The sequence below is a fragment of the Paenibacillus tyrphae genome, assembly GCF_000722545.1.
Taxonomy (GTDB): domain Bacteria; phylum Bacillota; class Bacilli; order Paenibacillales; family NBRC-103111; genus Paenibacillus_G; species Paenibacillus_G tyrfis.
On record NZ_JNVM01000048.1, the window covers coordinates 1 to 24,076 of the forward strand.

The window sequence follows — 24,076 nt, forward strand, 5'->3', positions numbered from 1 at the left end:
CATTAGCGCAGGTGGTGGGAGTGTTCAATACAATGAAAACAATGAACCTGATGGGTATGTCTTATACTGGCTTGAGGATGAAGTTTTTCATATCAAAGATATGATTTTTATAAATGAGGAAGCTCGAATCGGACTTTGGAATTTTATCAGTGCTCATTTTTCCATGATCACAAAAGTCGTGGGTAATATCCATACAGATGAACCGCTTGCCTTCTTGCTGGAAGATGCAGATATACATGAAACGATTTCTCCTTATTACATGGCCCGTATTGTCGATATTGAACAGTTTGTGGCACAGTATCCTTTTAAGGCCGATACGCATAAACGGGAATGGACATTTACGTTGAATGATCCGCTCCTTTCTTGGAATCAAGGGACATTCATGCTAAAGATCGATGAGCAAGGCAAAGGAACCGTCTTACGCTATACGGGACGGACCGAAGACAAAATCGACATTCAGACGATGACAACTATGTTGCTGGGATATAAAAGACCAGATTATTTATACAAAATTGGCCGGATCGTATGTAGTGAAGAAACATTGGATATGTTGGAAGACGCGATCGAACAAAAGACGCCTTATTTTTCGGATTATTTTTAAATATTTTTTCTATAACCGGCCCTACGGGAGTTCATGCGGTCGCGGTAAAGGAAGCGATACGGCATGAGCTATCTCGGATTTGTGTTCGTAGACATTTAAAAACGAACCCGGTGTAACAACAGGGCGCGAATAAAGGGCACTCTCGGCTGGGAGAGGCCCTTTTGCATTTTTTGCTTACTGCATCTGCCCTTGTCCTTGCGATTGGTTCTGCTTGGACACGAAGTCGATGGTCCAATCGATCATCCCGTTCATCATATTGATGATCAGATTGATAACATCCTCGTCCGTTAACTTCGAGCCGCCACGGGTTTGTTTGGAAGCATATTCCTGCATCTTGGTCTGCAGGTCGCTCGTCAGCTTTTTGAGCTTGATGAAATCGTTGGCCATCTCGAACAACGCATCGGAGCCGTTGTTATTTTTCCCTTCTCCTTGGTTGCTCTTGCCTTGATTCGAGCCTTGGTCTTGGTTGTTGGACTGGCTTTCAAGCAAGCATTTGATCTGCTGCAGCTCGTCGCTTAGAAACTGGTTCTGCTCGGTCAATTCTTCGATTTGTCCCTTCAGTTCGCGATTGCTGATCATAGCGACTCCTTAATTTAAGATTTTATGGATATTTTGCCCTAACATTGTTCATTTATCCCTTTAATCCGTTTATTTGGAAAAATAAGTTGGCCTCTCACGCTATCCTCCTATACAATAGAAGGATAGGCATGACGACAGATTACACAACGAGGGGAAATGACACATGATACGATTTGCAGTCATCGGAACGAACTGGATTACGGAAGAGTTTATTCGCGCGGCGCGGGAGTGCGAGGCGTTCGCCTTAACGGCGGTTTATTCGCGGACGGAGGAGAAGGTCGAGGCTTTCGCGGCCAAATTCGACATCCCGCACAAGTTCACGGATCTGGAGACGATGGCACGGAGCGATGCGTTCGATGCCGTCTATATCGCCAGTCCGAATGCTTTCCACGCGAATCAGGCCGTGCTGCTGATGAATCACGGGAAGCACGTGCTCTGCGAGAAGCCGCTGGCTTCCAACCGGGCAGAGGTGATGGAGATGATCGCCGCGGCGAAGGCGAACCGGGTACTGCTGATGGAGGCGTTAAAATCGACGCTGATGCCGAATTTCCGCGCAGTTCAGGAGCATTTGCCCAAAATCGGTCCGGTCCGCCGCTATGCGGCAAGCTACGGTCAATACTCTTCCCGTTACGACGCCTATAAGCAGGGGACGGTGCTGAATGCGTTTAATCCCGCCTTGTCCAACGGGTCGCTGATGGATCTGGGCGTGTACTGCATTTATCCGATGGTCGTGCTGTTCGGTCAGCCGGACCGCGTTCAGGCGAACGGTCTGCTGCTCGACTCCGGCGTGGACGGTCAGGGAAGCCTGCTGCTAAGCTACGGCCAGATGGAAGCGGTGCTGACGCATTCCAAGATTGTCAATTCGTACGCGTTGACGGAAATTCAAGGCGAGCACGGTACTCTCGTCATCGACAAAATCAATCAGCCGGAGCAGGTGGAAATCCGTTACCGCGACGGTTCGGTCGAGGTGTTGACCCGTCCGCAGAGCGACAAGTCGATGTATTACGAAGTCCAGGAGTTTATTGATGTTTTGCAAGCCGGAAGGCTGGAGTCTGCAACGAATTCGCACGCCAATTCGCTCGCTGCGATCTCGATTATGGACGAGGCACGCAAGCAGATCGGGCTCCGCTTTCCGGCGGATGGAGCGGTGTGAATCAGGATTCAAGGAGGATATGGGATGGCGGTTGAAGAGATCAAATCATGGATTGCGGACAGCCGCAACATTGTCTTTTTCGGGGGAGCGGGAACATCGACGGAGAGCCAGATTCCCGATTTTCGTTCAGCAACGGGGCTGTATCAGACGGGGGCCCGGCATGCTTTTCCGCCGGAGGTCATGCTGAGCCGCAGTTTTTTTATGGAGCGTACGGCGGAGTTTTTCGACTTTTACCGCGCGTGCATGGTCCACAGGGAAGCCAAACCGAACGCGGCTCACGAGGTGTTGGCGCAGCTGGAGCAAACGGGGAAGCTTCGGGCCGTCGTCACCCAGAACATCGACGGGCTGCATCAGATGGCGGGGAGCGAGCATGTGCTGGAGCTTCACGGGTCGGTGCACCGGAATTACTGCATGGGCTGCGGCAAGTTTTTTGACCTCGATCACGTGACGAGCGACGAGATTATGGTTCCCCGCTGCGATGCCTGCGGAGGGATTGTAAAGCCCGACGTGGTGCTGTACGAGGAGAGCCTCGATTGGGACATCCTATCGAAGGCCAGAAAGCATATTGCGGAAGCGGACGTATTGATCGTCGGCGGCACATCGCTGACCGTCAACCCGGCTGCCGCGCTGGTAGGAGAATATGGCGGCGACAAGCTGATTCTGATCAACCAGTCTTCTACGCCATATGACAGCCGGGCGACTCACGTCATCCGCGATTCGATCGGGAAAGTGCTGAAGGCTTTGGTGTCTTAAAGGAAAGTGGTCATCGCTTGCGGCTTCCTTGATTTCCGTCCTGCTGCAGCAATTGGTACACCTTGACGATCGAGGCGGCTACGTCCGACATCCGCTTGCGCTCATTCATGGCTTGCTTGCGCAGGAATTCATAGGCTTCCGCCTCCGAAATGCATTTGATCTCGGACAAAATCCGCTTCGCCTGATCGATCCACTTCCGTTCTTCCAGCCGGGACAGAAGCTGCTCGCGTTCCTGCTGCCATTCGGTCCACTGACAATAATGATTGAGGCCAAGCAGCAGCGCGCAGTGAATTTCCATGGCGCTCATCCCGGGACCAAGCATGCCGTCGATGCCGGGAGGCAGCTTGTATTCGTAGCTGGGAAACGTTCGGCGGTCACACCACCACAGCAGAGGAAGACTGCGTACGGCGGCAATTTTTTGACGCCACGACTCGACTTGTTGGGGGACGACGGATAAGAGCGCGGCATCCGCTTTGCCTGCTAGAAACTGAACTTCGTGAAAGGAAGTAGCCGTCTCTACGCGAAAGCCGAGATTTTGCAATATCGTTGCGGTCGACGCTTCTAAGCCGGAAGGACCGGAGGGTTGGCCGGGTTTAACGGACGATGGAGTGCAAGAGGGTTCCGGTTCAAAGCCGTCGATGAGTAAAAAAGATCGCAACATAAAAATACCCCCATCAAGGTTTTTATGCCGATTAACATTAGAATCGTGACGGTGTATGTTATTCAATATAACAAAATATACCATATGGCGTTCGGATTTGTCGATATCGTTATTTTCATAGCTGTTTCACGATATGAATGTTATGTTTATTGACAGTTGAAACGGAGCGAATTATAATAGCCCCATAAAGCTTTATCGGTTTTTCTTGACACAACGGAGTGTCAATCCTTCTGGCAACGAAGCCTACCCCTGTACGATGTACAGGGGTAGGCTTTTTGTGTTTCGGCTGCGATGACGCGCTGCATGGCAACGAGGCCAACGAGCGGTTCCGTCTTCGTGCGTCCGGTTCGTCGTCTTTGTCGCAAAGCTTGAAGAGAGAGATACGGAACAAGGGAAAAGGAGAGGATTCACATGCGCGAACACAAAGGTTTTTGGCAGAGCGGGCACAAAGGATCGTTGTTCAGTTCGTTTTTGTATTTCGATATGAGCTTTATGGTCTGGGTCTTGCTCGGACCGCTCGCCGTCATTATTGCCGGGGAATTCGGGCTGAATGCCGCGGAAAAAGCAAATCTGGTGGCCTTGCCGATTCTGGGCGGGTCCGTCCTGCGGCTGGTGCTCGGCTATTTGACGGATAAAATCGGACCGAAGCTGACCGGCCAGATCGGACTGGGGATCACGCTCGTCCCGTTATTATGGGGCTGGCGGTTTACCGACACGATCGGCGAGATGTATGCGATCGCGCTGCTGCTGGGCATTGCCGGAGCCAGCTTCGCCGCCGCCTTGCCGCTGGCCAGCAGGTGGTACCCGCCGCAGTATCAGGGGCTCGCGATGGGCATCGCCGGCGCAGGCAACAGCGGCACGATCTTCGCTACGCTGTTCGAGAACCGAATCGCCCAGTACTTTGGGGGCTGGCACGTGGTGTTCGGAATCGCGATAATTCCGATCGTTTTGACGCTAATCGTTTTTTCGATCCTGGCCAAAGACAGCCCGAATCAGCCCGCGCCCAAAAAGCTGGCCGACTACGGGAAGGTGCTGAAGCAAAGGGATTCTTGGTTATTTTGCCTATTGTACGGTGTGACCTTTGGTGGCTTCGTCGGCTTGTCCACCTATCTGACGATCTTTTTCAACACGCAGTACGGGCTGTCTCCGGTGAAAGCTGCCGATTTTACCGCCTTATGCGTCATTGGCGGGAGCTTCTTCCGTCCGGTCGGCGGCTGGCTGGCCGATAAAATCGGCGGAGTCCACATGCTGAGAAGCTTATACGGAATCGTTGCCCTGCTGCTGGCGGGCATTTCCGTTCTGCCCCCGCTTGCGGTAACGACGGCCCTGTTGTTCGCAGCCATGATGAGCCTGGGCATGGGCAATGGGTCGGTGTTCCAGCTCGTTCCTCAACGTTTTCGTGAGGAGATTGGGATCATCACCGGAATAGTCGGCGCAGCCGGAGGGCTTGGAGGATTTTTTCTACCCAAAATTCTCGGCGATTTGAAGCTCGCTACCGGCTCTTTTACATCCGGATTTTTGATCCTCAGCATCATCGCGCTTTCGTGCGGGGTATTGGTGGCGGTCGTCCAAGGCCAATGGAAGCGCACCTGGCTTGGAGAAGGCGGCAAAGTGAGCGCGCCCCACAGGGAAGGGATAGGAGCCGAAGTCCCTGTACGGTGAAGTCGTTTATAAAAGGCGTAGGTTGTATTCATTCTCTTGATGAAAGGATGATTGCTCCATGTCGAACAAACAAAAGCTTGTACTCGTCGGTAACGGAATGGCCGGCGTCAATGTGATCGAGCACTTGCTTAAGCTGGCCCCCGGCAAATATGACATTACGATTTTTGGCAGCGAGCCTTACCCGAACTATAACCGGATTCTGCTGTCCTACGTGCTCGCGGGCGATTCCAGCGTAGAGGATATCGTCATTCATCCTTGGGATTGGTACAAAGCGAACGGGATCACTTTGTATACCGGGCAGACCGTGACGGCCATCGATACGCAGGCGCGGACGGTAACGAGCGACCAAGGAGTTACGGTTACTTACGACAAGCTGATTCTGGCCACCGGCTCGAATCCGTTCATGCTTCCGCTGCCGGGCGCGGATAAGGAAGGCGTGATGGCTTACCGCACGATCCGCGATTGCGAAATGATGATCGATGCGGCCCGAAACTACAAAAAAGCCATCGTTATCGGCGGCGGGCTGCTCGGGCTGGAAGCGGCGAGAGGGTTTCTGAACCTCGGGATGAAGGTGGATGTCGTCCATCTCGTAGATACGCTGATGGAGCGCCAGTTGGACCGTACGGCCTCCAAGCTGCTGCAGGAGGCGCTGGAAGCGCAGGGCATGAACTTTTTGCTGGAAAAGCAGTCTGCCGAAATCGTCGGAGGCCAGCGGGTCGCCGGACTCAAGTTCAAGGACGGCAACGTGGCGGATGCGGATCTTGTCGTCATGGCCGTCGGGATTCGTCCGAATGTCGAGCTGGCCAAGTCGATCGGGCTCGAAGTCAATCCCGGCATCGTCGTGAACGATTACATGCAAACGAGCATGCCGGACATTTATGCGGTTGGAGAATGCGCGATGCACCGCGGGGTCGTATATGGCCTCGTCGCTCCGCTTTATGAACAGGGAGCGGTTCTTGCGAAGCATTTGGCGGAGGCGGAGACGGCTCCGTACGAAGGCTCGATCGTTTACACGAAGCTTAAGGTGTCTGGCGTGGACGTATTTTCAGGCGGTCAATTTCTGGAGAGCGAAGACTGCAAGACGATCCGCGTGCACGACGAATATTCGGGCGTCTACAAAAAGGTCGTGATCCGGGACAATAAAATCATCGGCGCGGTGCTGTTCGGGGATACGTCGGACGGTACGCGGCTGATGCAGATGATCCGTGACGGCTCTGACATCAGCGGCATGGAGAAGGCTGCGATCCTTCGGGATTCCGCCGGTGAAGGAGGCGGCTCCGCTGTCGCCGCGATGAGCGACGATACGATCGCCTGCGGCTGTAACGGCGTGAGCAAAGGCGCGATCTGCTCAGCCATCCGGGAGCAGGGGCTGACGTCGGTTGAGGAAGTGAAGGACTGTACCGGCGCTTCCCGTTCCTGTGGGGGCTGCAAGCTGCTAGTCGGTGATCTGCTGGCTTATACTTTGGGCGATTCTTACGACCGCACGGCCGTCAAAGAAACGATGTGCGGCTGCACGGAGCATTCCCGGGATGAGATTGTGGCCGCCATTCGCGGGAAGGGGCTAAGCCACGTCCGCGAGGTGATGAGCGTGCTCGGCTGGAAGACGGAGGACGGCTGCTCGAAGTGCCGCCCCGCGCTGAATTATTACTTGGGCATGATTTATCCGGAGACGTATCAGGATGATCGTACCTCCCGGTTTGTGAACGAGCGGATGCACGCCAATATCCAGAAGGACGGTACGTATTCCGTCATCCCCCGGATGTACGGCGGCGTGACGAGTCCGGCCGAGCTGAAGCGGATCGCCGAGGTGGCGGAGAAGTTCAACGTCCCGACGGTGAAGCTGACCGGCGGACAGCGGATCGATCTGCTGGGCGTGAAGAAGGAGGATTTGACCCGTATGTGGGAGGAGCTGGCTATGCCGTCCGGGTATGCCTACGGCAAGGCGCTCCGTACCGTCAAAACATGCGTCGGCGCGGATTACTGCCGGTTCGGCACCGCCGATTCGATGGGTATGGGCATCCGGCTGGAGAAGCACTTCGAGCGGCTTAACACGCCGGCCAAGATCAAAATGGCCGTGTCCGGGTGCCCGCGAAACTGCGCGGAATCCGTCATCAAGGACCTGGGCGTCGTGGCCATCGACGGAGGCTGGGAGCTGTATGCGGGCGGCAACGGCGGCGTGAGGGTGCGGGCCGGCGATCTTTTGACCACGGTGAAGACGGAAGACGAAGTCGTGGAGTATGCGGAGGCGTACCTGCAATATTACCGCGAGAACGCCGACTACGGCGAACGGACCAGCGAATGGGTCAAGCGGGTCGGCATTGAAAGCATCCGCAAGGTCGTCGAGCAGGCGGATGAGCGCAAGGCGCTCTGCGAGCGAATGGACATTACCCTGTCGGTCACGAAGGACCCTTGGAAAGAAGCGATCGAGAGCGGAAAAATTCAAAAAGACCTCTACGAAGTCGTTGAGCTGTAAGGAGGAGAAACATATGAGCTTAGCACAGGATAGCCTCGTTTGGGTTTGGGCGGCCTTGTACGAGGAGCTGCCGGTCAATACCGGGAAGACAATCCGTTATCAGGATGATGAAGTGGCATTGTTCCGGCTCGGCAGCGGCAGCGTCAAAGCGATCCGAAACCGTTGTCCACACAAGGACGGGGTACTGGCGGAAGGGATCGTATGCGGCGAGCATGTCTTCTGCCCGATGCACGATCGCAGGATCAACCTTTCCTCCGGACTCGTTCAGACACCGGATACGGGATGTGTTCGCACCTATGCGACCAAAATACAGGATGGGGCCGTCTATATCGGTTTTCCAACGTCGGCGGAAAAGGTCGGCTGATGTGATGTTCACGGAGGTGCGACGATGGCGGACACGTCGGTTGCGTTAAGCGCGAAGGCAGCAGCGGGCAGGGAAAAAGCGGCAAAAACAAGCACGGCGGAAAGCCGGTTATCGCACTGCTGCTTTTGCAGTATGCAATGCCAGATGGTGCTGACCTCCAGCGATGATCATCCGGGCTTGGTTATTAAGCCGAGCCCGGATTTTCCGGTGGCTGCGGGCCGGCTATGCCAGAAAGGGCTCCATGCCTTGGAGCATGTCCTTCATCCGGAACGGATTACCGAGCCCTTGAGAAGGGCGGACCGTTTCGAATCTGTCGCTTCGCGGGGCTCTGCGGCAGGCGGGCTTCGACCGGAATCTTGGGATGTTGCCTTGAAGGAGATTGCCGGACAAATCCGACGTATTCAAGCGGAATACGGCAGTGACGCGGTTGCCGTCTACGGCGGGGGCTCTCTGACTAACGAGGTCGGTTACTTGCTCGGCAAGTTTGCACGGGTTGCGTTAAAAACCAAGTACATCGATTATAATGGGCGGTATTGCATGTCCTCGGCGGCAGCTGCCGCCAACCAGGCATTCGGTCTCGACCGGGGCATGACGATGCCGCTTCATGAAATTTCGCACGCGCGATATATTATTCTCGCCGGCACGAATATTGCGGAATGCCAACCGACCATGATGCCTTACTTGTTGGCGGCGAAAAAGAACGGCGCCACGATTGTCACCGTCGATCCGCGCAATACGATGACCTCCAAGGCAGCGGACATTCACGTGCAGCTGCAGCCGGGCTTCGACTCCGTGTTCGTCAACGGCTTGCTTCATGTGATCGTGGCGGAAAAGCTGTACGCGGAATCGTTTGTCCGCGAGCGGACGCATGGCTTCGAACAGCTGGTCGAGGCCGTCGAGCCGTATACGCCGGATCATGTCGAGCGGTTAACCGGCGTTCTCGAAGGCGTCGTTCGCACCATTGCCCATGGATTTGCCAAGGCGGAAACGGGGATTGTGCTTACGGCGCGTGGGTTAGAACAGCAGGTTAACGGCGTGGAGAATACGTTAAATTACATCAATCTCGCCTTGATCACCGGGAAAATCGGCCGGCCCGGCTGCGGCTACGGCGCGGTGACCGGCCAAGCGAACGGACAGGGCGGCCGGGAGCACGGACAAAAGGCGGATCAGCTTCCCGGCTACCGCCTGATCGAGGACTCGGCCGCCCGCGAGCATGTGGCGAAGGTATGGGGAATCGATCCGGCCGAGCTGCCGGGCAAGGGCGTCTCCGCCTACGAAATGCTGCAAAAAATCGACGAAGGCGAAATCAAGGCGATGATCGTGCTCGGCTCCAACCCGGTCGTATCGAGTCCCAACAATTCGATGGTCGAACGGGCGTTGCAGAAGCTGGAGCAGCTCGTCGTCATCGACTTGTTCGAGACCGAAACCGCCCGTTACGCCCATTGGCTGCTGCCGGGGTCTTCGTTTCTGGAAGGAGAAGGGACCTTAACTAATTTGGAGGGAAGAGTGTTTCACCGGGGAAAAGTACTCGAGCTACCGGGGAACAGCAAGCTGGACCACGACATTATATGCGGCTTGGCGGAAGAGCTGGGGAGCGGGGCTTTTTTTCGTTATAACGGCATTGAGGAAGTCTTTAACGAACTGGCTATGGCGACAGCCGGGGGGAAGGCGGATTACAGCGGAATCACGTATGAACGGTTAAAGCGGGAGAAGGGGATATTTTGGCCTTGTCCGGGTCCTGAGCATCCGGGAACGCCTTATTTGTTTCAGGAACGGTTCCATCATCCCGACGGGAAAGCCAGGCTATTCGGCATCACGCCTAAACTACCCGCGGAACCGGTCGACCTGGACTATCCGTATGTGCTGACAACCGGGCGCGTAGCCAGCCATTACTTAAGCGGCGCGCAAACGAGGCGCACCGAGGGACTGAACAAAAAAGCGCCGGTGCCCGTGGCGGAAATTCACCCTTGGCTGGCGCAGAAGATCGGCTTGCGTCTGGAGGAACGCATCCGGATCACGAGCCGCCGAGGCTCGCTTGTGTTCCAAGCGAAGGTGACGGAAGGCATCCAGCCGCACACCGTGTTCGTGCCTTTTCATTGGGGGGAGCAGCTGTCGGTCAACCGGCTGACCAACGACGCCCTGGATCCGATCAGCAGGATGCCGGAATTTAAGCTGTGCGCCGTGAAGGTGGAGTGTGAGCCGTAGTGTGTGGCAGGGGGGAGTTATCGTGCTTGCTCGTTTGCCGGTGTATAAGAGAAGAGGGCAACTTTCGCACCGTCTTTTGAGATGGTGGCGGGGGTTGTTCTTTTTTACAAAAGTCGCTATATACATACATCATCTGTCAAAGGTATAATTTAGCAGGGAAATTATTACTAGTTTACGGGGGCATTCATGGGAAAAAGAGTGTTTCATAAACAGTGGGTGCAAAAGGACAATCAAAATTTCAATACGACACTAAAGGTCGGTTAATACAAGTGGTTAATTCGGTGGGTACCATTCAATATCGATACGATGAGAATGGTAATCTTATCAGGAAAAATAAAACAAAAAACCTCCTAATGAATCCGAGCTTCGATATAATTTGGGGACTAATAACGTTGCCGATAGTTGGGGAGCATGGAAAAACGGCGCCGACCTGCCTACATCATCGGAGGTTGTGCAATGGCCTGTAGATTCGGGGATATGAGCGCAAAAGATGAGTGCATCTTCCCTTCCGCAAGGAAATTTATTTGTGTTAGCTCAGAAGGTTGCATTGGAACCGAATCGGCAAATCAGCGCATCGGTACGGGCTTTGGTAGAAAACATATCTAATGCAAAAGTACTCATGACAGTAGATTGTTTTGATGCCAACGGAACCTATCTATATACGATGGCCTCTCAAACACTAACACAGAAGACGGGTGACTATACCACGTTGAGTGTTAGTGGTAGCGGGAGCGCAATACGGTGTTATCATAAGTACAGGCAATAACGGTTCGGGTACCATTTATTGGGACTCCGCTTCTCTTCGAAAATTTAACTAATAAGGTAGATACACATAAAATGACTCAACTTATATTAATTTGGAGGTTCATATGAAAAGAATTATCTCATCAGTACTAAGTCTGATCCTTTTCTTTTCTCTAATCACGCCTACGTTGGCCGCAGAGAAAGATTTCTTGGACGTACTTCTTACAAGTTTTAAGACCGATAGTTCTAAGGTCAGTTCACTGACGTATGCTTCATCATTAAATGGAGTCCAAAGTTCTTTAACCGATAAGATTGGTTCAGCCATCGGCGCCATCAATTCTATAGCTAGTATTACAGATTCCGTATATGGTTCGGTGTACAATTCCGTTTATCGAGCCAAAAGGTCGTTGGCAGCGGGGCAAATCGTTGAACCGGTGAATCTTAAGCCAAACGACGCTCCTTATCAGATTCACTCAGAATACGACTCCGTTTCTACCGTATCCGGCGACCTCTCAATACGAATGACGGATATGACGATTACAGGGAAAAATGGATTATCATTTTCCTTAACTAGACAATACAGCGCCGCTGAATCCACGATGTACGTAATTGGGGGAGAGCATAGTGATACCATAGGTCGGCGAGTAGCCCCTATTGGCGTAGGATGGAGTTGGGATCTTCCTCGGTTCAGTAATGGTAATTTAACTTTAGGCCATCGCTTAGGAAGAGGCACGTACCCTTTAGAATCATTTGCCTTAGAAGAACATTATGATAATCGTCACGTTTACCGAGGAGTAGGCTATCCTTGGAATGATGTAATCAGAAAGCACGGCGGGGGGATAATGAATCTTGAGGGATTGTCGTATTACTTTGATATACGTGACGGTTGGTTGGTTCAAATCGTTGATAAATATAACAATAAAATCGATTTCACTTATGACTTTGTAGGTGACTGGGGAGAAAAGGTACTGAAAAGTATTTCGACAGAAGGGGACGAAACGATTAATATTGATTATCACTCGTCCGGTATAACCTTAACGAAAGGGAATCAAAAGGTAGAGTATAAATTATTTACCTATATAGAACCGATAAATGGAAGAGAGGTAAAACGCTTATCGAGCGTTATTGATGCCGAAGGCCGGACGACAACCTACAATTACACGGAGAAGCCAACTAATTATGGTCATAATATGAATACTCGTCCTTTACTCCTAACGAAGGTTGACCATCCTACCGGGGCAAGTAGCGTGTATACTTATGAGGATGAACCGATTCTGAGATGCCAGTTCCCGAGGTGGGGAAACGAACAAAACTACCGAATAAGGGGAAAATCTATAGAAGTTAAGCAGGAAGACGGTTCCATAAAGAAATTCAAACAAGAAAGTTTCAGATATGAAGGAGATGTAGGCAATGCTTGTGAGGAAGATTTTAGTTTTTATGTTTACCACGATGATGGGTTAGCACAAACGAAGTATACAAACAAGAGGGATAATTTAGATAGAATGACTCAACCACCTGAAACGCCGCCTTTCATTTACCAAACGAACATCACCAAGACATCCATACGAAACGGCGTCACGTATACGATCTCAACGGATCAACAATATAACGAGGCACGTCATCTTCCATATCCCGACAAAGTGACTGCCACCTATACGGCTCAGGGGCAATCGCATACAACAAACACGTCCCGGGAATTTGACCTCTATGGCAACGTACTATGGTCGAAAGATCCTATGGGAGTTACAACGAACTACGATTACGACCCGAACACGCACTTGCTTAGCAGCATAACGCAGCCGATCTATAACAATCAGAAGCGGTATGCGCTGCTTGAGCGCAATGAGAAGAACAAAGTAACTAAGGAAAAGGTATTTGAAAACGACCTGAACGGGAAGCTGCTGTCGGAGACGCGCTACGAAGACATCGATGCTTACGGCAACCCGCGCAAAATCATAACAAAAACCGATGATGCCAAAGAGAACGAATCGCTCGTGGAATACGGCCCCCAATACCATAGTCGGTTTCCGACCAAAACGACAACGGATGTGACCAACGTCGATGGAGCGACTACAAAGATTACACAACAATATGAGTATAATCCGACGCTCGGAAAAGTAATGAAAATCATCGACGGCAAAGGCTATGCGACAAACTATGACTATGACAAGCTGGGCCGGGTAACGAAAGCAACTAATCCGGATACCACTGTCGTTACCCTGCAATATGATGATGCGAAAAATTCGATCTTGGTCACAGATGAGGCAGGCGTAAAAACGTACACGCGATGGAACCCGATCGGCTGGAAGATCGCAACAGGTGTGAGCGAGCAGGACATTAGAAGCAAATTCGGCTACGATTCATACGGTCGTTTGGAATGGAGCGAAGATGCCCGAGGAAATCAGACCTGGTTCGGCTACGATCAATGGAGTCGCCAGAACAAAATCACGTATCCAGACAGCTCGGTGGCCACGGTGGAATACAACGATATTCAGCGTATGAAGGTATCGACCGATGCTGAAGGTTACAAGATTACGGAGACATTAGATCCTTTAGACCGAACGATTAAAAAAGAGGAAACAAAACAAGTTAACGGGCAGCCCGTGGTCCAAACCCTGGGCACGTTTATTTATGACGCTGCCGGTAAAGTACGTGAAAGTACGGATGGCAATAACAACCGGATGAAGTTCGATTATGATGCCCTGGGGCGCTTGACGGGAGTCACCAATGCGAAGAACGAGTTTACGAAGTATGAATATATTTCGAAAGATCGTTTGAATTGGTTCAAAATTGTGTTCCCGGACAAAACGGAAAGGTCCAAGAAATACGACGAGCTGGGTCGTACGATTCAGACGATCGCACCCGATCAGGCGGTAGAAAAGTTTTATTACGATGAAAATAATAACTTACGGACGTATGTAGACCGTAAAGGTCAAGTGACAACGAACGAGTACGATAACCGCAATAAGCTGCGCAGCAGTGCTTTAGGAAACGAAACGATAAAGTATGACTACGATGCAACTGGAAAACGTAAGTTGATGCAAGACAACACAGGTACCACGAACTATCACTATAACGAGCTTGGACAATTGGACATTCTCACGTATCCGGACGGGAGGACGATCCAATACTTGTACGATAGACAAGGAAATCGAGAGACGATGACCGACCCGTTCGGTTATGTTACGGCTTATGGATATGATAACCGTAACCGGCTGACAGGCGTAGGTCCAAATGTCAACGACTGGGATGCGAAATACGAGTATAAGCGTAATGATTTATTGGCAGCAATCGTGCAGCGCAATGGAGTGACCGGATCTTATGAGTATGAAGGATTAAATCTGACTGGACTGTCCCAGAAGAAGCAGGGAGCAGCGCTCAATACCTTTGCCTACGGGTATGACAACAACCGTAATCAGACGAGTAAGACGGAGAACGGGACACGGCATGAATTCAGCTATGACCCGCTAAACCGGATCGGAACGTCGAGCCAGTTTGGCGAACAGTACACGTACGATTCCCGCGGCAACCGTCAAACGATGCAGAGCAGCAACGGCCCGAACCTGGGCGGAGCAAGCTACCGGTACGACGAACGGAACCGGCTCGTTCAAGTGACGACCGATGACGGGAAGAACGTAACGTACCGTTATAACGGGGATGGACTGTTGTATGAGCGGGCGGAGAACGGGCAGACGATTCGTTATTACTATGACGGAGCGAATATGATCGCCGAAGGGACGGTAACGAATGGTCCAGCCACGCTAAAAGCTCGGTACATTCGTGGAAACGGATTGGCAGCACGTGCAGATGCAAGCGGCACTAAGACGTATTATCTTCATAACGGTCACGGAGATGTTGTAGGGTTAGCTGATGGTAGTGGAAATATCCTGAACCAGTATACGTATGATATATGGGGAAATCCGTTGACTGTATCAGAGCAAGTACCGCAGCCGTTCCGTTATAGCGGTGAATTCTGGGACGACAGTGCGCACCTTCAATATTTGCGGGCTAGATGGTATGATCCAAGTGTAGGCCGGTTTATGAGTCAGGATACGTATGAAGGGGATATTGCCAATCCGCTGAGTTTGAATCTTTATACGTATGTGAAGAATAATCCGTTGACGTATGCTGATCCGACAGGCCACAATGCTTTACGGTTATGGATGACTGAACAAGCTTTGCAAGGTGCAGGAGCAGGAGCTACAGTAAAACCGTTTCCCGGGAGTCCGCCAATCCCACCAACTTATGTAATTGATCAGCCGTTTATGACACCTTCGGAGCCAACAGTCTATGAACAACCGTTTATTGGACCTCCAGCACCAACAGTTACACAGCAACCATTTATTGGGCCAGAGTATCCAGTAGTGAACCAACAACCCATTATCCAAGAAGGAGCAAGTATATATTATTCTGAGGGTATCAAGGCAGGCGATAAAACAAAGGGTGGACGAGAGTTTACGGTCCATGGTGCAGAACGCGCCAATGAACGTGGGTTTAGCTCAGAACAAGTTGACAACATTATAAATAATAACAAGAATGCCAGGGTAAAAGAGAAAGACCCCGAGGATGGCTCAATTACTTGGAGATATCAAGATAAGAGAGGTAATACTGTTATTACTAATGAATGGGGCGACAAAGTGGTGACAGTCTATTCTCATCCTCTGTCAACAAATGGAGGGAACTATATTCCGAAAAAATAAGAAAGGATGTAAATATGGATAAATTAGAATTTAGTGACATGATAAGTAACATACAGTACCAATCAGATGTGGGGTTGAAGATTGAATTCAGGGACTGTCTTAAAGGAATCGACAATGTTTGTGATTTCTCCATCAGTACTAAAGATGATATGTATTGTATTATGGTGAGGCTCAGAAATTATAGTCTAGGAGAAGTAAAGAAAGTATTTCATACGTTTGTAGAATTCACAGAGTATTCAGCGGGCACGGTTTATATTAGAAAGGGTACTGATAAATCAATCGAATATGAAATGATTACTTTTAATTCTAATAAGAAAGGATTTTATTGTAAATTTTGCTTCGAAAGTTGTTGATTTATTTTTACTACAGCGTTCATTATTTCTACCTAACCTTGATTGGCTTCGTGCCTTTCAAGGTTTTTTCTTTGGTTCTATCATATTTTTTAGTACGAAAAAACACTCAAAAAGTTTGCGCGGCAGAGAGTGGGAAATTATTTCATCAAACTATTGACTAATTGATTAGCCGTATGATATCTTAATATCACAGGTTGGCTAATCGATTAGTCTTGTGGGGGCAAATGAAATGATAGGACTTCAATACATAGTAAAAGTATACAACGGCACGTATAAGAAATTGGCTGAAAAACTGGACATTGCTCCACCCACTATCATGGCGTGGTTAAGCAAGAAGAGGCCCATTCCCAAAGCGAAGCTTGAAGCACTTTCTAAATTATTTCATATCGAAGAAGAATTATTTACAAAGGAATTGAATGAAGTTGAAAAAATACAAATACAATTAGAATATTTCAGGAGATTATCGAAGCGGGATTCTTTTAAAGTGCCAGATTTCTTTACGGATGATGACGGAATTGAACATGAATATCTGGTTTGGGTTGATCCTTATGAGGATACACGCAGAATGCTCACCAAGGACCTACAAATTGAAACCGTCATTCTTAATTTGCGTTCTGCCCTGTATGATGAGCTTTATGAGGATGATTTTTATAAAGGAAGCCCACTACTGGATACGCTGGAGCGTGTATCCGAGCTATTTGATGAGAACGTACCGGAGAGCTTAGACGCGGATGAGCAGGTGAAATGGACACAGCGGCAAGACAAAAGGATGTCTGCGCTTCGATTCTTGGTTTACTATTTGGTGGTACCAATGTTTGGGTCTGGTCAATTCCAAAGAGGGAGTGATGCGACTGACGACGATATTTATGATTTGTGTGTGAAACATGATCTGCTTAGCAAGAAGGAACGAAGAAATAAAGCCGAGGAAGGTGACATATCATGACCAGTTCATGAACTATGTTCTTATAACATGCCGAATCTTACCCAAAATTTTGGGATTGAAATCATCAACTCATCATGAAAAGGAGAAATTGCCTATTGTTTGATACTATCGTCATGAAAACATGTCCTGTTTACCCTAATCTTGAATCAGTCGCTGCTGAAAAAATTGCTTATCTGGACAAGGGTATAACTTACAAAATTAAAGACAGCCAAATACCGTTTATTAAATACTACGACAATAGCAGAACCCTCGTTTTGCAGGTATCCATCCCAAAGTTTCTCTACGGTAATAATGTAAATCTCCTTCAAGAAAAGGACATTCCCCTCTTCTTTCAAAGGTTACATGAACGTTGTATGAGTTATTTCAAATTGAAATGAAAACGGAGGATTGGTCTGGAACTGAACGATTGGACGTATGTTGGAATTTCCAAGTTGGACATTTAGTAAGCGACTATGTACGAGAAATACATAAATTGAAACTTCCGTACATGAAGCCATATTCTTATGGGCATCTGGAAACGGCTGGGCATAAAAACGATAGCAGGGAAACGATATTTTATAACAAACAATTAGAATGTATCGATAGCAAAGAACCAAAGGAAATCATTGACCAAGCCCGAGGAATCCTACGTATGGAGATTCGGCCAAGCTACAAGGAAATGAAGAAATTTTCTCCAAAACGTCATGCGGTTGAGCTACTAACGAAAGAATTTTTCATCCAAATGACGGAAGCAGCTTTAAAGCCGATCCAGTTTACAGAAGCGATAGAAGGAATCCCATTTAGTTGGTTAAAATCTCAGCATTATGACATTCGCCAAATTGAAAGTGTATTAGGATTTAAATTATTGCAAAGTCAATTCACAGAAACCGAATTGAAGGAATTGTACAAGTCAGGGACTTATGACAATAGACGGAGATTAGCTCGTAGTATCACTTTCCCAAGTCAAACAAAGCTAGCTCCGTTAGCCATTGATTATGCAAATTTAGGTTAGAAGTGATCCTTTTACATACGGTTCTTACGTTTGCGATAGCGATAACAATTTCATACATAATCGGTTAAAAGTCCAGTAGAAATAAGGCTTTGACGATATAAATAATCATCATACATAAAAAGAGTGCAATTTAAAGAAACAAAGAGTAATCCATACATAACGCAAGAAAACTTGATATTATCCCGATTAAAACGCTATGAAATAACGATTTTATTTTATAATGGTGTCCGGGCTGGTTTACATTATTTGAAGGCTTCGTTTTAGTTGTATGGTGCATAGCTGTTTTGGTCACGTGGAGAGGTTATTTTATATGCGATAACAATTATTCTTCATTAAATTCTTTGTCGTCTTCAAATAGAAGTAATTCATGCAAGTCAATTTCTAGCGCTTTGCATATCGCGTCTAATGTACTTAGATGTACACGGTCAATATTTTCAGAACAGTAATGATTAATCGTGTTTGGTGTTAGTCCTGTTTTTCTTGCTAATTTACGCTGAGACATTTCTCTTTGTTCGAGTATTTCTTTTAACCGAACCTTGATTGCCATGTTACTACCTACTCTCCGAACATCTTTTCATAAATTATAAGATGAAAAGACAGGAAAAGAAAGATTGTATTGATTGTATCGACTAGATGATATAAAATGTATTCATTAGATAATACATTATGTAGTTTCTAGTTGTTACAATAATCTCAATTTCTGTAACGGAGGGAACTTTCAATGAACGTCATCGGCTATGTTCGAGTCTCAACAGCAGGCCAAGCGAGAGATGGTTACAGCTTGTCGTATCAACGGGAAGAAATCGAATCGTATTGTCAGCAGCAAGGATGGAACCTGCTTCATGTGTTCGTGGACGAAGGTATCAGCGGAGCAAAGGTTGATGAAGACGCCTTAGAAGTAGACCGAGAAGGATTCCAGAATATGCTTTCCCTCCTCTCTACTCGTTCTATCGAGCATGTTGTCGTCCTGAACACGAACCGCCTATGGAGAAGCGATATCGTCAAAGTGTTGGTTCATCGTGAATTTAAGAAATACAACGTTGATGTGAAATCCATTGAACAACCGACATACAGCATCTACAAGAAAGACCCTTCCGACTTCTTAATCAATGGCTTGATGGAATTATTGGACGCTTATCAACGGCTAGAGATTGCCATGAAATTAGGCAAGGGACGCAATAAGAAGGCCAAGGAAGGCGGCTATGCCGGAGGACGTGCTACATTCGGCTACAAGGCTAAGAAAGGCTCGAAAGTCCTTGTCATCGATGAAAAACAAGCAGTCATTGTGGAACGAGTATTCGAATTAAAAGAGCTATTCCCTCACTGGACATTATCTGAAATTGCTTATCAATTGAACCTTGAAAACTTCAAAACACAACAAGGCAAGGCCTTCACCAAAGTACAGGTCAAACGAATCCTTGATCGTCGCAGCTTTTACAGCGGCATGTACCAGTATGCCAACGTGGAAGCTATCGGCAAGCATCAGGCGATCATATGAGGGAAGGCAACATGAATATGAAAGTTACCCTTATGAACAGATTGGATGCCGAGGAACGAGAACTGATGCAGCAAATTCAAACGTACGAAGCTTGCACTATGGCCGTCTTAAACATGGCGAGCGATCAAATAAGGCCATTACATAAATTTGCGGTGGAAGATATCGTTTCAAGTCTTCATCGTATGACAGTTGAACTGCAAACGGAATTACTTCATTTGCGGTTAGAAAAGGCACTATGCCAACCATTGAAGCACTAAACAGGGACATAGATGGAGAGTAGGTTTTTGCTGGCGTATCTTTGCGGTTTGTCCGCTCGAACTAAGGATGCAAGCCTACTCATCCGTGTTGTCCATTCGTTGAGTGATTACTCATGGGTTGGAAATATGCTTACGTATCGTTGTGGCTCGTCCACTTGTAGTCAGGATGCAGGTCTAACTCATGAGTAAGGATTCAACCAAAACAACAAAGGAGTGGAAATATATCGTACAACAAGACAAATTCATTTATGTGGGCATCGACTTGCACAAGCAGCATCACACGGCGGTTTTTATCGACTGCTGGAATCAGAAACTAGGCGAAATTAAGTTTGACAATAAGCCGTCTGCCTTCCCTTTATTGGAGAAGGAAGTGAAGAAGCATACGAAAAAAGGATTATCTGTTGTTTATGGACTGGAAGATGTCGGAGGGTTTGGCAGAGCGTTGGCGGTCTACTTGACGGAGAATAAATGTTGGGTGAAAGAAGTCAATCCGAAGCTTTCTACAGCAAGGCGTAAGAGCCATATTACCGTACAGAAGTCAGACAGTTGGGATGCCGAATGTGTAGCAAGAGTGTTGAAAGATGAATTGCTTCAATTGCCGGATGCCAGACCGATTGATTTATATTGGGCCATAAGCCAGCTTGTCACACGAAGAAAAGGAGTCGTAAAAGTCCTATCTGGCTGCATCAAAAACTTGCATCAGCAATTAGGCTATCATTATCCAAGTTATAAAAAATTCTTTTCCGAAATTGACGGTAAAACGGCCTTGAGCTTCTGGGAGGCGTATCCTTCTCCAAGGTATTTAAAGGACATGGAAGCTGAGACATTAGCCGAATTTCTAAGAAGTCATAGCAATAATGGATTATCCCATAAGAAAGCAGCACAAATTCTGTCCCTCATTGAAGCGGATGGAGATACATATCGAGATTTTCAGGATAAACGTGATTTCATCGTACAAAGCCTTGTCCGAAGCATACGTTTTAATCAGCAGGAATTAGCCCAGATTGAAGAAGAAATCGGAGGGCTGATGAAGCAATTAGGCTTCCAATTGGAGACGATGACAGGCATTGACGTAGTTACGGCGGCTGAACTGGTGGCCGAGATTGGCGACATACACCGATTCGTTACCCCTGATAAATTGGCAAGATTCGCAGGGATTGCACCGATTATTTGCGGTTCAGGGAACAAGGTCAGGAACTACAAGAGCAAGCAGGGGAACAGGGAGCTTCACGACATCATCAAGAACCTTGCTATCCGCCAAATTGCCGTAACTCGCAACAAGAAAGAGCCGCGTAATCCTTACTTTCATGCTTACTATGGGCAGAAGCTGACAGCAGGAAAGACGAAGCAGCAAGCCATTGTATGCATTATGCGTAAACTGGTCAATGTGGTCCATTATCTGATGAGAACGAAGGCAGCATACATAATTCCAGAAGTATCCATAAAGCAAGCGGGGTGATATAATGAGAGTTGGGTGGCAATTGGAAAACAGTTGTTGCCCTTTTAATTGGGATAAGCCGCTTTATCAACTAGGATACGTATGAAGGACAGATAGATGACCCGTTAACATTGAATCTGTACACTTATGTTATTAATAATCCGTTGAGATATAAGGATTCAACAGGTAATGCCCATGAGGAAACAGGATTCGGTGGTGGAGGAAATTTGCCGGGACCATCGTTAGGTATTGGAGGGCCGTCAAAAGGTTCAACAGGTAGAACTAGTTCACCAAACAGAGCAGGTTCATCAAGCAAAGATAACAAAGCAGGTTCCTCAAACAGCAGGGTCAAGCAATTGGAGGAATATGGGAATGATAAAGGGACTGCCCAATACCTAGCAGATCAAGCTGAGATGAACGCCTCGCGCACGACGGCTCAGGGGACGGGTAATGCTGCAAGTAATTCTGTTCAATGGACAGGTAAGGGTTTTAAAGACATTGGTAAAAATTCGTCGCCAAATGACTTAGCTAACAGTCTTGAAAATTCTGGTTGGACAAAAACAATTGAGCAGGGGGGCAAGAAAAGTGGCCCTGCTACAATACTTACTGACCCAAGTAGTGGAACGAAGGTAAGAATCCATGCAGAGCCAGGTGAAGGTACTCCTTACTTTAGAGTTCAAAACAAAGGTGGAGGCTACCTTGATGAAAGTGGTGTATTCCCAAGCAATGCCTCAAAACAAGAATTAAGAGATTTGACTCACTTCTATTTTGAAAAGTAGGTGGACGATGGTGTTGGCTAACAATGTGAACGACATTATGGAAAGTTTCGATTTCACCGATAGTATTGTTACAGAAGTTAGATGGGAAGAGAATTTATTGGACTTAGTCGTCGTTGTTGATTATTACTGGGATGTTCAAGATGGACGAGATGATACTAGATTATTGAAAATCATTTTCAAAAATTGTGTGAAGGCTGATTTTCAAATCGGTAAAGAACTTCCCTTATCAAATAATGAAATAAATAAGGAAAGTCTCTTTACGATTGTTTTGTTCAAAGAGAAAACAGAAAGTGAGTTTAATACAGGCAATCAAAAGCACATGGAATTATTCACCACAGATTATTCAATTCCATGGTTGACGGTAATATGTAGCGAAGTGATGTTGGAAGAACAGTAATCTGGATAAACCTTGATTGGCTTCGTGCCTTTCAAGGTTTCTTTTTAGGAGTATCGTATCATGTATCACATAAAATCATTCAAAATGTTTGCGCGGCGGAAGACCATTGAAACGATATAATATTATTTTATTATTAAAATCAATTCGGATAGTACATTTAATACTGCATTTAAATTGAGTCCTGACCAATTCAATATTTAATAGAGACAGGTGTGGTTAGATAAAATGAGATTAGTAACAACAATGATGACGACAGAAGAATTGTCAGATAGCGATATTTCAAAAGCTACTAATATTCTTCTAAGTCGATTTAAGAACAAATTTGAAATTTATAAATACAATTATGATGGCAGAAAATATCGTGAGGTGGATATTGATTTGTTCGATGTGGTCTTTTCGAAAGAAAAGATTTACGATGAAATAGACAATTTAATTTCTGCTTATGAAGAAATTATGAATACAATACCAATTCAAATCGATTTTATTGCAGGAAATGATGACACTGATTCGGCAGTAATAAAATACGAGCAGGACATTCAGGATATAAAAGATTTTGGCTTATTTGTTACTAAAAGAACCATACCTAATATTCAGCCCTATTACTCTTCTCAAATTTGTAATGCTTACGTTAATCTTACGCATGTAAGTTTTGGTATATATTACTGATGAACAATTCAGAAGAATCTCCTTTGAATTAATCCCCCTAAGACCTTGATTGGCTTCCATGCCTTTCAGGGTTTCTTTTTTGGAGTATCGTATCATGTATCACATAAAATCATTCAAAATGTATGCGCGGCGGAAGGATTCAAAGTAGAACTGGTGAAATCATCAACTATTACAATCACAAACGGATAAAGGCAAAACTAAAAGGCATGAGCCCATTACAATACCGAGCTCATGCCACAGAGGCTGCCTAACATAGAATGTCTAACTTTTTGGGGTCACTTCAGCATTGTGGTTAACATTATAAATCTCATCATCGGTAGTAGTCTAACTTACAATTGATCTGCGTTAGAGGAGATGCAGTATTAATAACTTCGGAAAAGCCGGACAGACCGTAATCAGTATATCCTTAATGCCGCAGCTTCTAAGTTCCGTATAAACGTTTAACCAAAAATCGCACTCTCGCCGAATATCCTTATGACTAGCCTTATTGATGCCCAGAACACTATTGTCGCTTGGTTAATATGTTTATCCTGAGTCTTTTCACCGTATCCATTACGGCTATTTCCTATATTGTCGCCGTTAAAGCTATGTTTACTGTTACCCAAATGATTGTCTATCTCCGCTTCAAACCACTGCTGGATGGTATCCTTAAATAAGTTCCTTAATCGTTTCGTCCTTCAAGTCTTATATAAGTGATCACCTTCAACATTTCAAGGCATTTCCTTCTTCAAGATATTCCCATTTGCATCATATTGATATTTGACTTTTAAACCATTTGGCAAAAGTATTTCCTGTAATAGACCGTTCTCATTATATTGATACAAGTTCTTAGAAAGTTTCCAATATCCAACCAAACCAC

At 47.4% G+C, this 24,076-nt stretch carries 19 protein-coding genes and 2 pseudogenes; 17 read left to right on the forward strand and 4 right to left on the reverse strand.

The features are described 5' to 3' along the window. The coding region (locus ET33_RS33525) for a GNAT family N-acetyltransferase (RefSeq protein ID WP_036692850.1) at positions 1-601 on the forward strand (601 nt) is incomplete at its 5' end. 174 nt (positions 602-775) lie between these two features. Here the strand turns inward: ET33_RS33525 and ET33_RS33530 are convergent. Next, positions 776-1,180: a hypothetical protein gene (locus ET33_RS33530; RefSeq protein WP_036692811.1), complete on the reverse strand. Its 405-nt coding sequence runs from the start codon at positions 1,178-1,180 to the stop codon at positions 776-778. Positions 1,181-1,343: 163 nt separating this feature from the next. On the opposite strand from ET33_RS33530, the gene ET33_RS33535 reads away from it, so the two are divergent. Next, the gene (locus ET33_RS33535) at positions 1,344-2,333 is read left to right on the forward strand and encodes a Gfo/Idh/MocA family protein (protein WP_036692816.1); all 990 of its coding nucleotides are present in this window, start codon (positions 1,344-1,346) and stop codon (positions 2,331-2,333) included. Positions 2,334-2,357: 24 nt separating this feature from the next. Further along, the gene (locus ET33_RS33540; RefSeq protein ID WP_036692820.1) at positions 2,358-3,086 is read left to right on the forward strand and encodes an NAD-dependent protein deacylase; all 729 of its coding nucleotides are present in this window, start codon (positions 2,358-2,360) and stop codon (positions 3,084-3,086) included. A gap of 10 nt (positions 3,087-3,096) precedes the next feature. On the opposite strand, the gene ET33_RS33545 is transcribed toward ET33_RS33540, so the two are convergent. Next, a complete protein-coding gene (locus ET33_RS33545) occupies positions 3,097-3,747 on the reverse strand; it encodes an ANTAR domain-containing response regulator (protein WP_051775988.1) in 651 nt (216 codons plus the stop codon). Positions 3,748-4,158: 411 nt separating this feature from the next. Here ET33_RS33545 and ET33_RS33550 point away from each other — a divergent pair, with 411 nt between their 5' ends. The 7 genes from ET33_RS33550 to ET33_RS33590 all read left to right on the forward strand — a co-directional run bounded on the left by ET33_RS33550 (position 4,159) and on the right by ET33_RS33590 (position 18,182). Next, positions 4,159-5,409 (forward strand): nitrate/nitrite transporter, encoded by a 1,251-nt coding sequence (locus tag ET33_RS33550; RefSeq protein ID WP_036692821.1) that lies wholly within the window; start codon positions 4,159-4,161, stop codon positions 5,407-5,409. 58 nt (positions 5,410-5,467) lie between these two features. Continuing rightward, complete coding sequence (nirB, locus tag ET33_RS33555; protein ID WP_036692824.1) at positions 5,468-7,882, forward strand: nitrite reductase large subunit NirB; 2,415 nt, start codon at positions 5,468-5,470, stop codon at positions 7,880-7,882. A 13-nt stretch (positions 7,883-7,895) separates the two neighbouring features. Continuing rightward, entirely contained in the window at positions 7,896-8,246 is a 351-nt protein-coding gene (gene nirD, locus ET33_RS33560; protein ID WP_036692826.1) for a nitrite reductase small subunit NirD, read from the forward strand. 24 nt (positions 8,247-8,270) lie between these two features. Next, positions 8,271-10,451 (forward strand): molybdopterin oxidoreductase family protein, encoded by a 2,181-nt coding sequence (locus tag ET33_RS33565; RefSeq protein ID WP_036692829.1) that lies wholly within the window; start codon positions 8,271-8,273, stop codon positions 10,449-10,451. An 869-nt stretch (positions 10,452-11,320) separates the two neighbouring features. After that, a complete protein-coding gene (locus ET33_RS33570) occupies positions 11,321-15,895 on the forward strand; it encodes an RHS repeat-associated core domain-containing protein (RefSeq protein ID WP_051775991.1) in 4,575 nt (1,524 codons plus the stop codon). A 582-nt stretch (positions 15,896-16,477) separates the two neighbouring features. After that, a complete protein-coding gene (locus tag ET33_RS36875; RefSeq protein WP_051775994.1) occupies positions 16,478-17,191 on the forward strand; it encodes a helix-turn-helix domain-containing protein in 714 nt (237 codons plus the stop codon). Positions 17,192-17,540: 349 nt separating this feature from the next. Continuing rightward, positions 17,541-18,182, forward strand: a complete 642-nt coding sequence (locus ET33_RS33590) for a hypothetical protein (protein ID WP_152570741.1) — start codon at positions 17,541-17,543, stop codon at positions 18,180-18,182. A 322-nt stretch (positions 18,183-18,504) separates the two neighbouring features. Here ET33_RS33590 and ET33_RS33595 read toward each other — a convergent pair whose 3' ends face one another. Next, positions 18,505-18,729, reverse strand: a complete 225-nt coding sequence (locus ET33_RS33595) for a helix-turn-helix domain-containing protein (protein WP_036692838.1) — start codon at positions 18,727-18,729, stop codon at positions 18,505-18,507. Between the two features lie 174 nt (positions 18,730-18,903). Here ET33_RS33595 and ET33_RS33600 point away from each other — a divergent pair, with 174 nt between their 5' ends. The 7 genes and pseudogenes from ET33_RS33600 to ET33_RS38170 form a co-directional block, all read left to right on the forward strand. After that, positions 18,904-19,680: a recombinase family protein gene (locus ET33_RS33600; RefSeq protein WP_036692842.1), complete on the forward strand. Its 777-nt coding sequence runs from the start codon at positions 18,904-18,906 to the stop codon at positions 19,678-19,680. Positions 19,681-19,691: 11 nt separating this feature from the next. Beyond that, positions 19,692-19,937, forward strand: a complete 246-nt coding sequence (locus ET33_RS33605) for a hypothetical protein (protein ID WP_051775997.1) — start codon at positions 19,692-19,694, stop codon at positions 19,935-19,937. A gap of 223 nt (positions 19,938-20,160) precedes the next feature. Continuing rightward, entirely contained in the window at positions 20,161-21,396 is a 1,236-nt protein-coding gene (locus ET33_RS33610; protein WP_036692860.1) for an IS110 family RNA-guided transposase, read from the forward strand. A gap of 110 nt (positions 21,397-21,506) precedes the next feature. After that, entirely contained in the window at positions 21,507-22,154 is a 648-nt protein-coding gene (locus ET33_RS33615; protein ID WP_152570742.1) for a hypothetical protein, read from the forward strand. 13 nt (positions 22,155-22,167) lie between these two features. Next, entirely contained in the window at positions 22,168-22,551 is a 384-nt protein-coding gene (locus tag ET33_RS33620) for a hypothetical protein (protein WP_200879272.1), read from the forward strand. Between the two features lie 225 nt (positions 22,552-22,776). Then, positions 22,777-23,217: a hypothetical protein gene (locus ET33_RS33625; RefSeq protein ID WP_036692847.1), complete on the forward strand. Its 441-nt coding sequence runs from the start codon at positions 22,777-22,779 to the stop codon at positions 23,215-23,217. A gap of 161 nt (positions 23,218-23,378) precedes the next feature. Further along, positions 23,379-23,468: pseudogene (locus ET33_RS38170) on the forward strand (IS3 family transposase); the annotation flags it as partial. Positions 23,469-23,750: 282 nt separating this feature from the next. Here the strand turns inward: ET33_RS38170 and ET33_RS40845 are convergent. Further along, a pseudogene (locus tag ET33_RS40845) lies at positions 23,751-23,885 on the reverse strand (IS256 family transposase); the annotation flags it as partial. Positions 23,886-24,076: the final 191 nt, after the last annotated feature.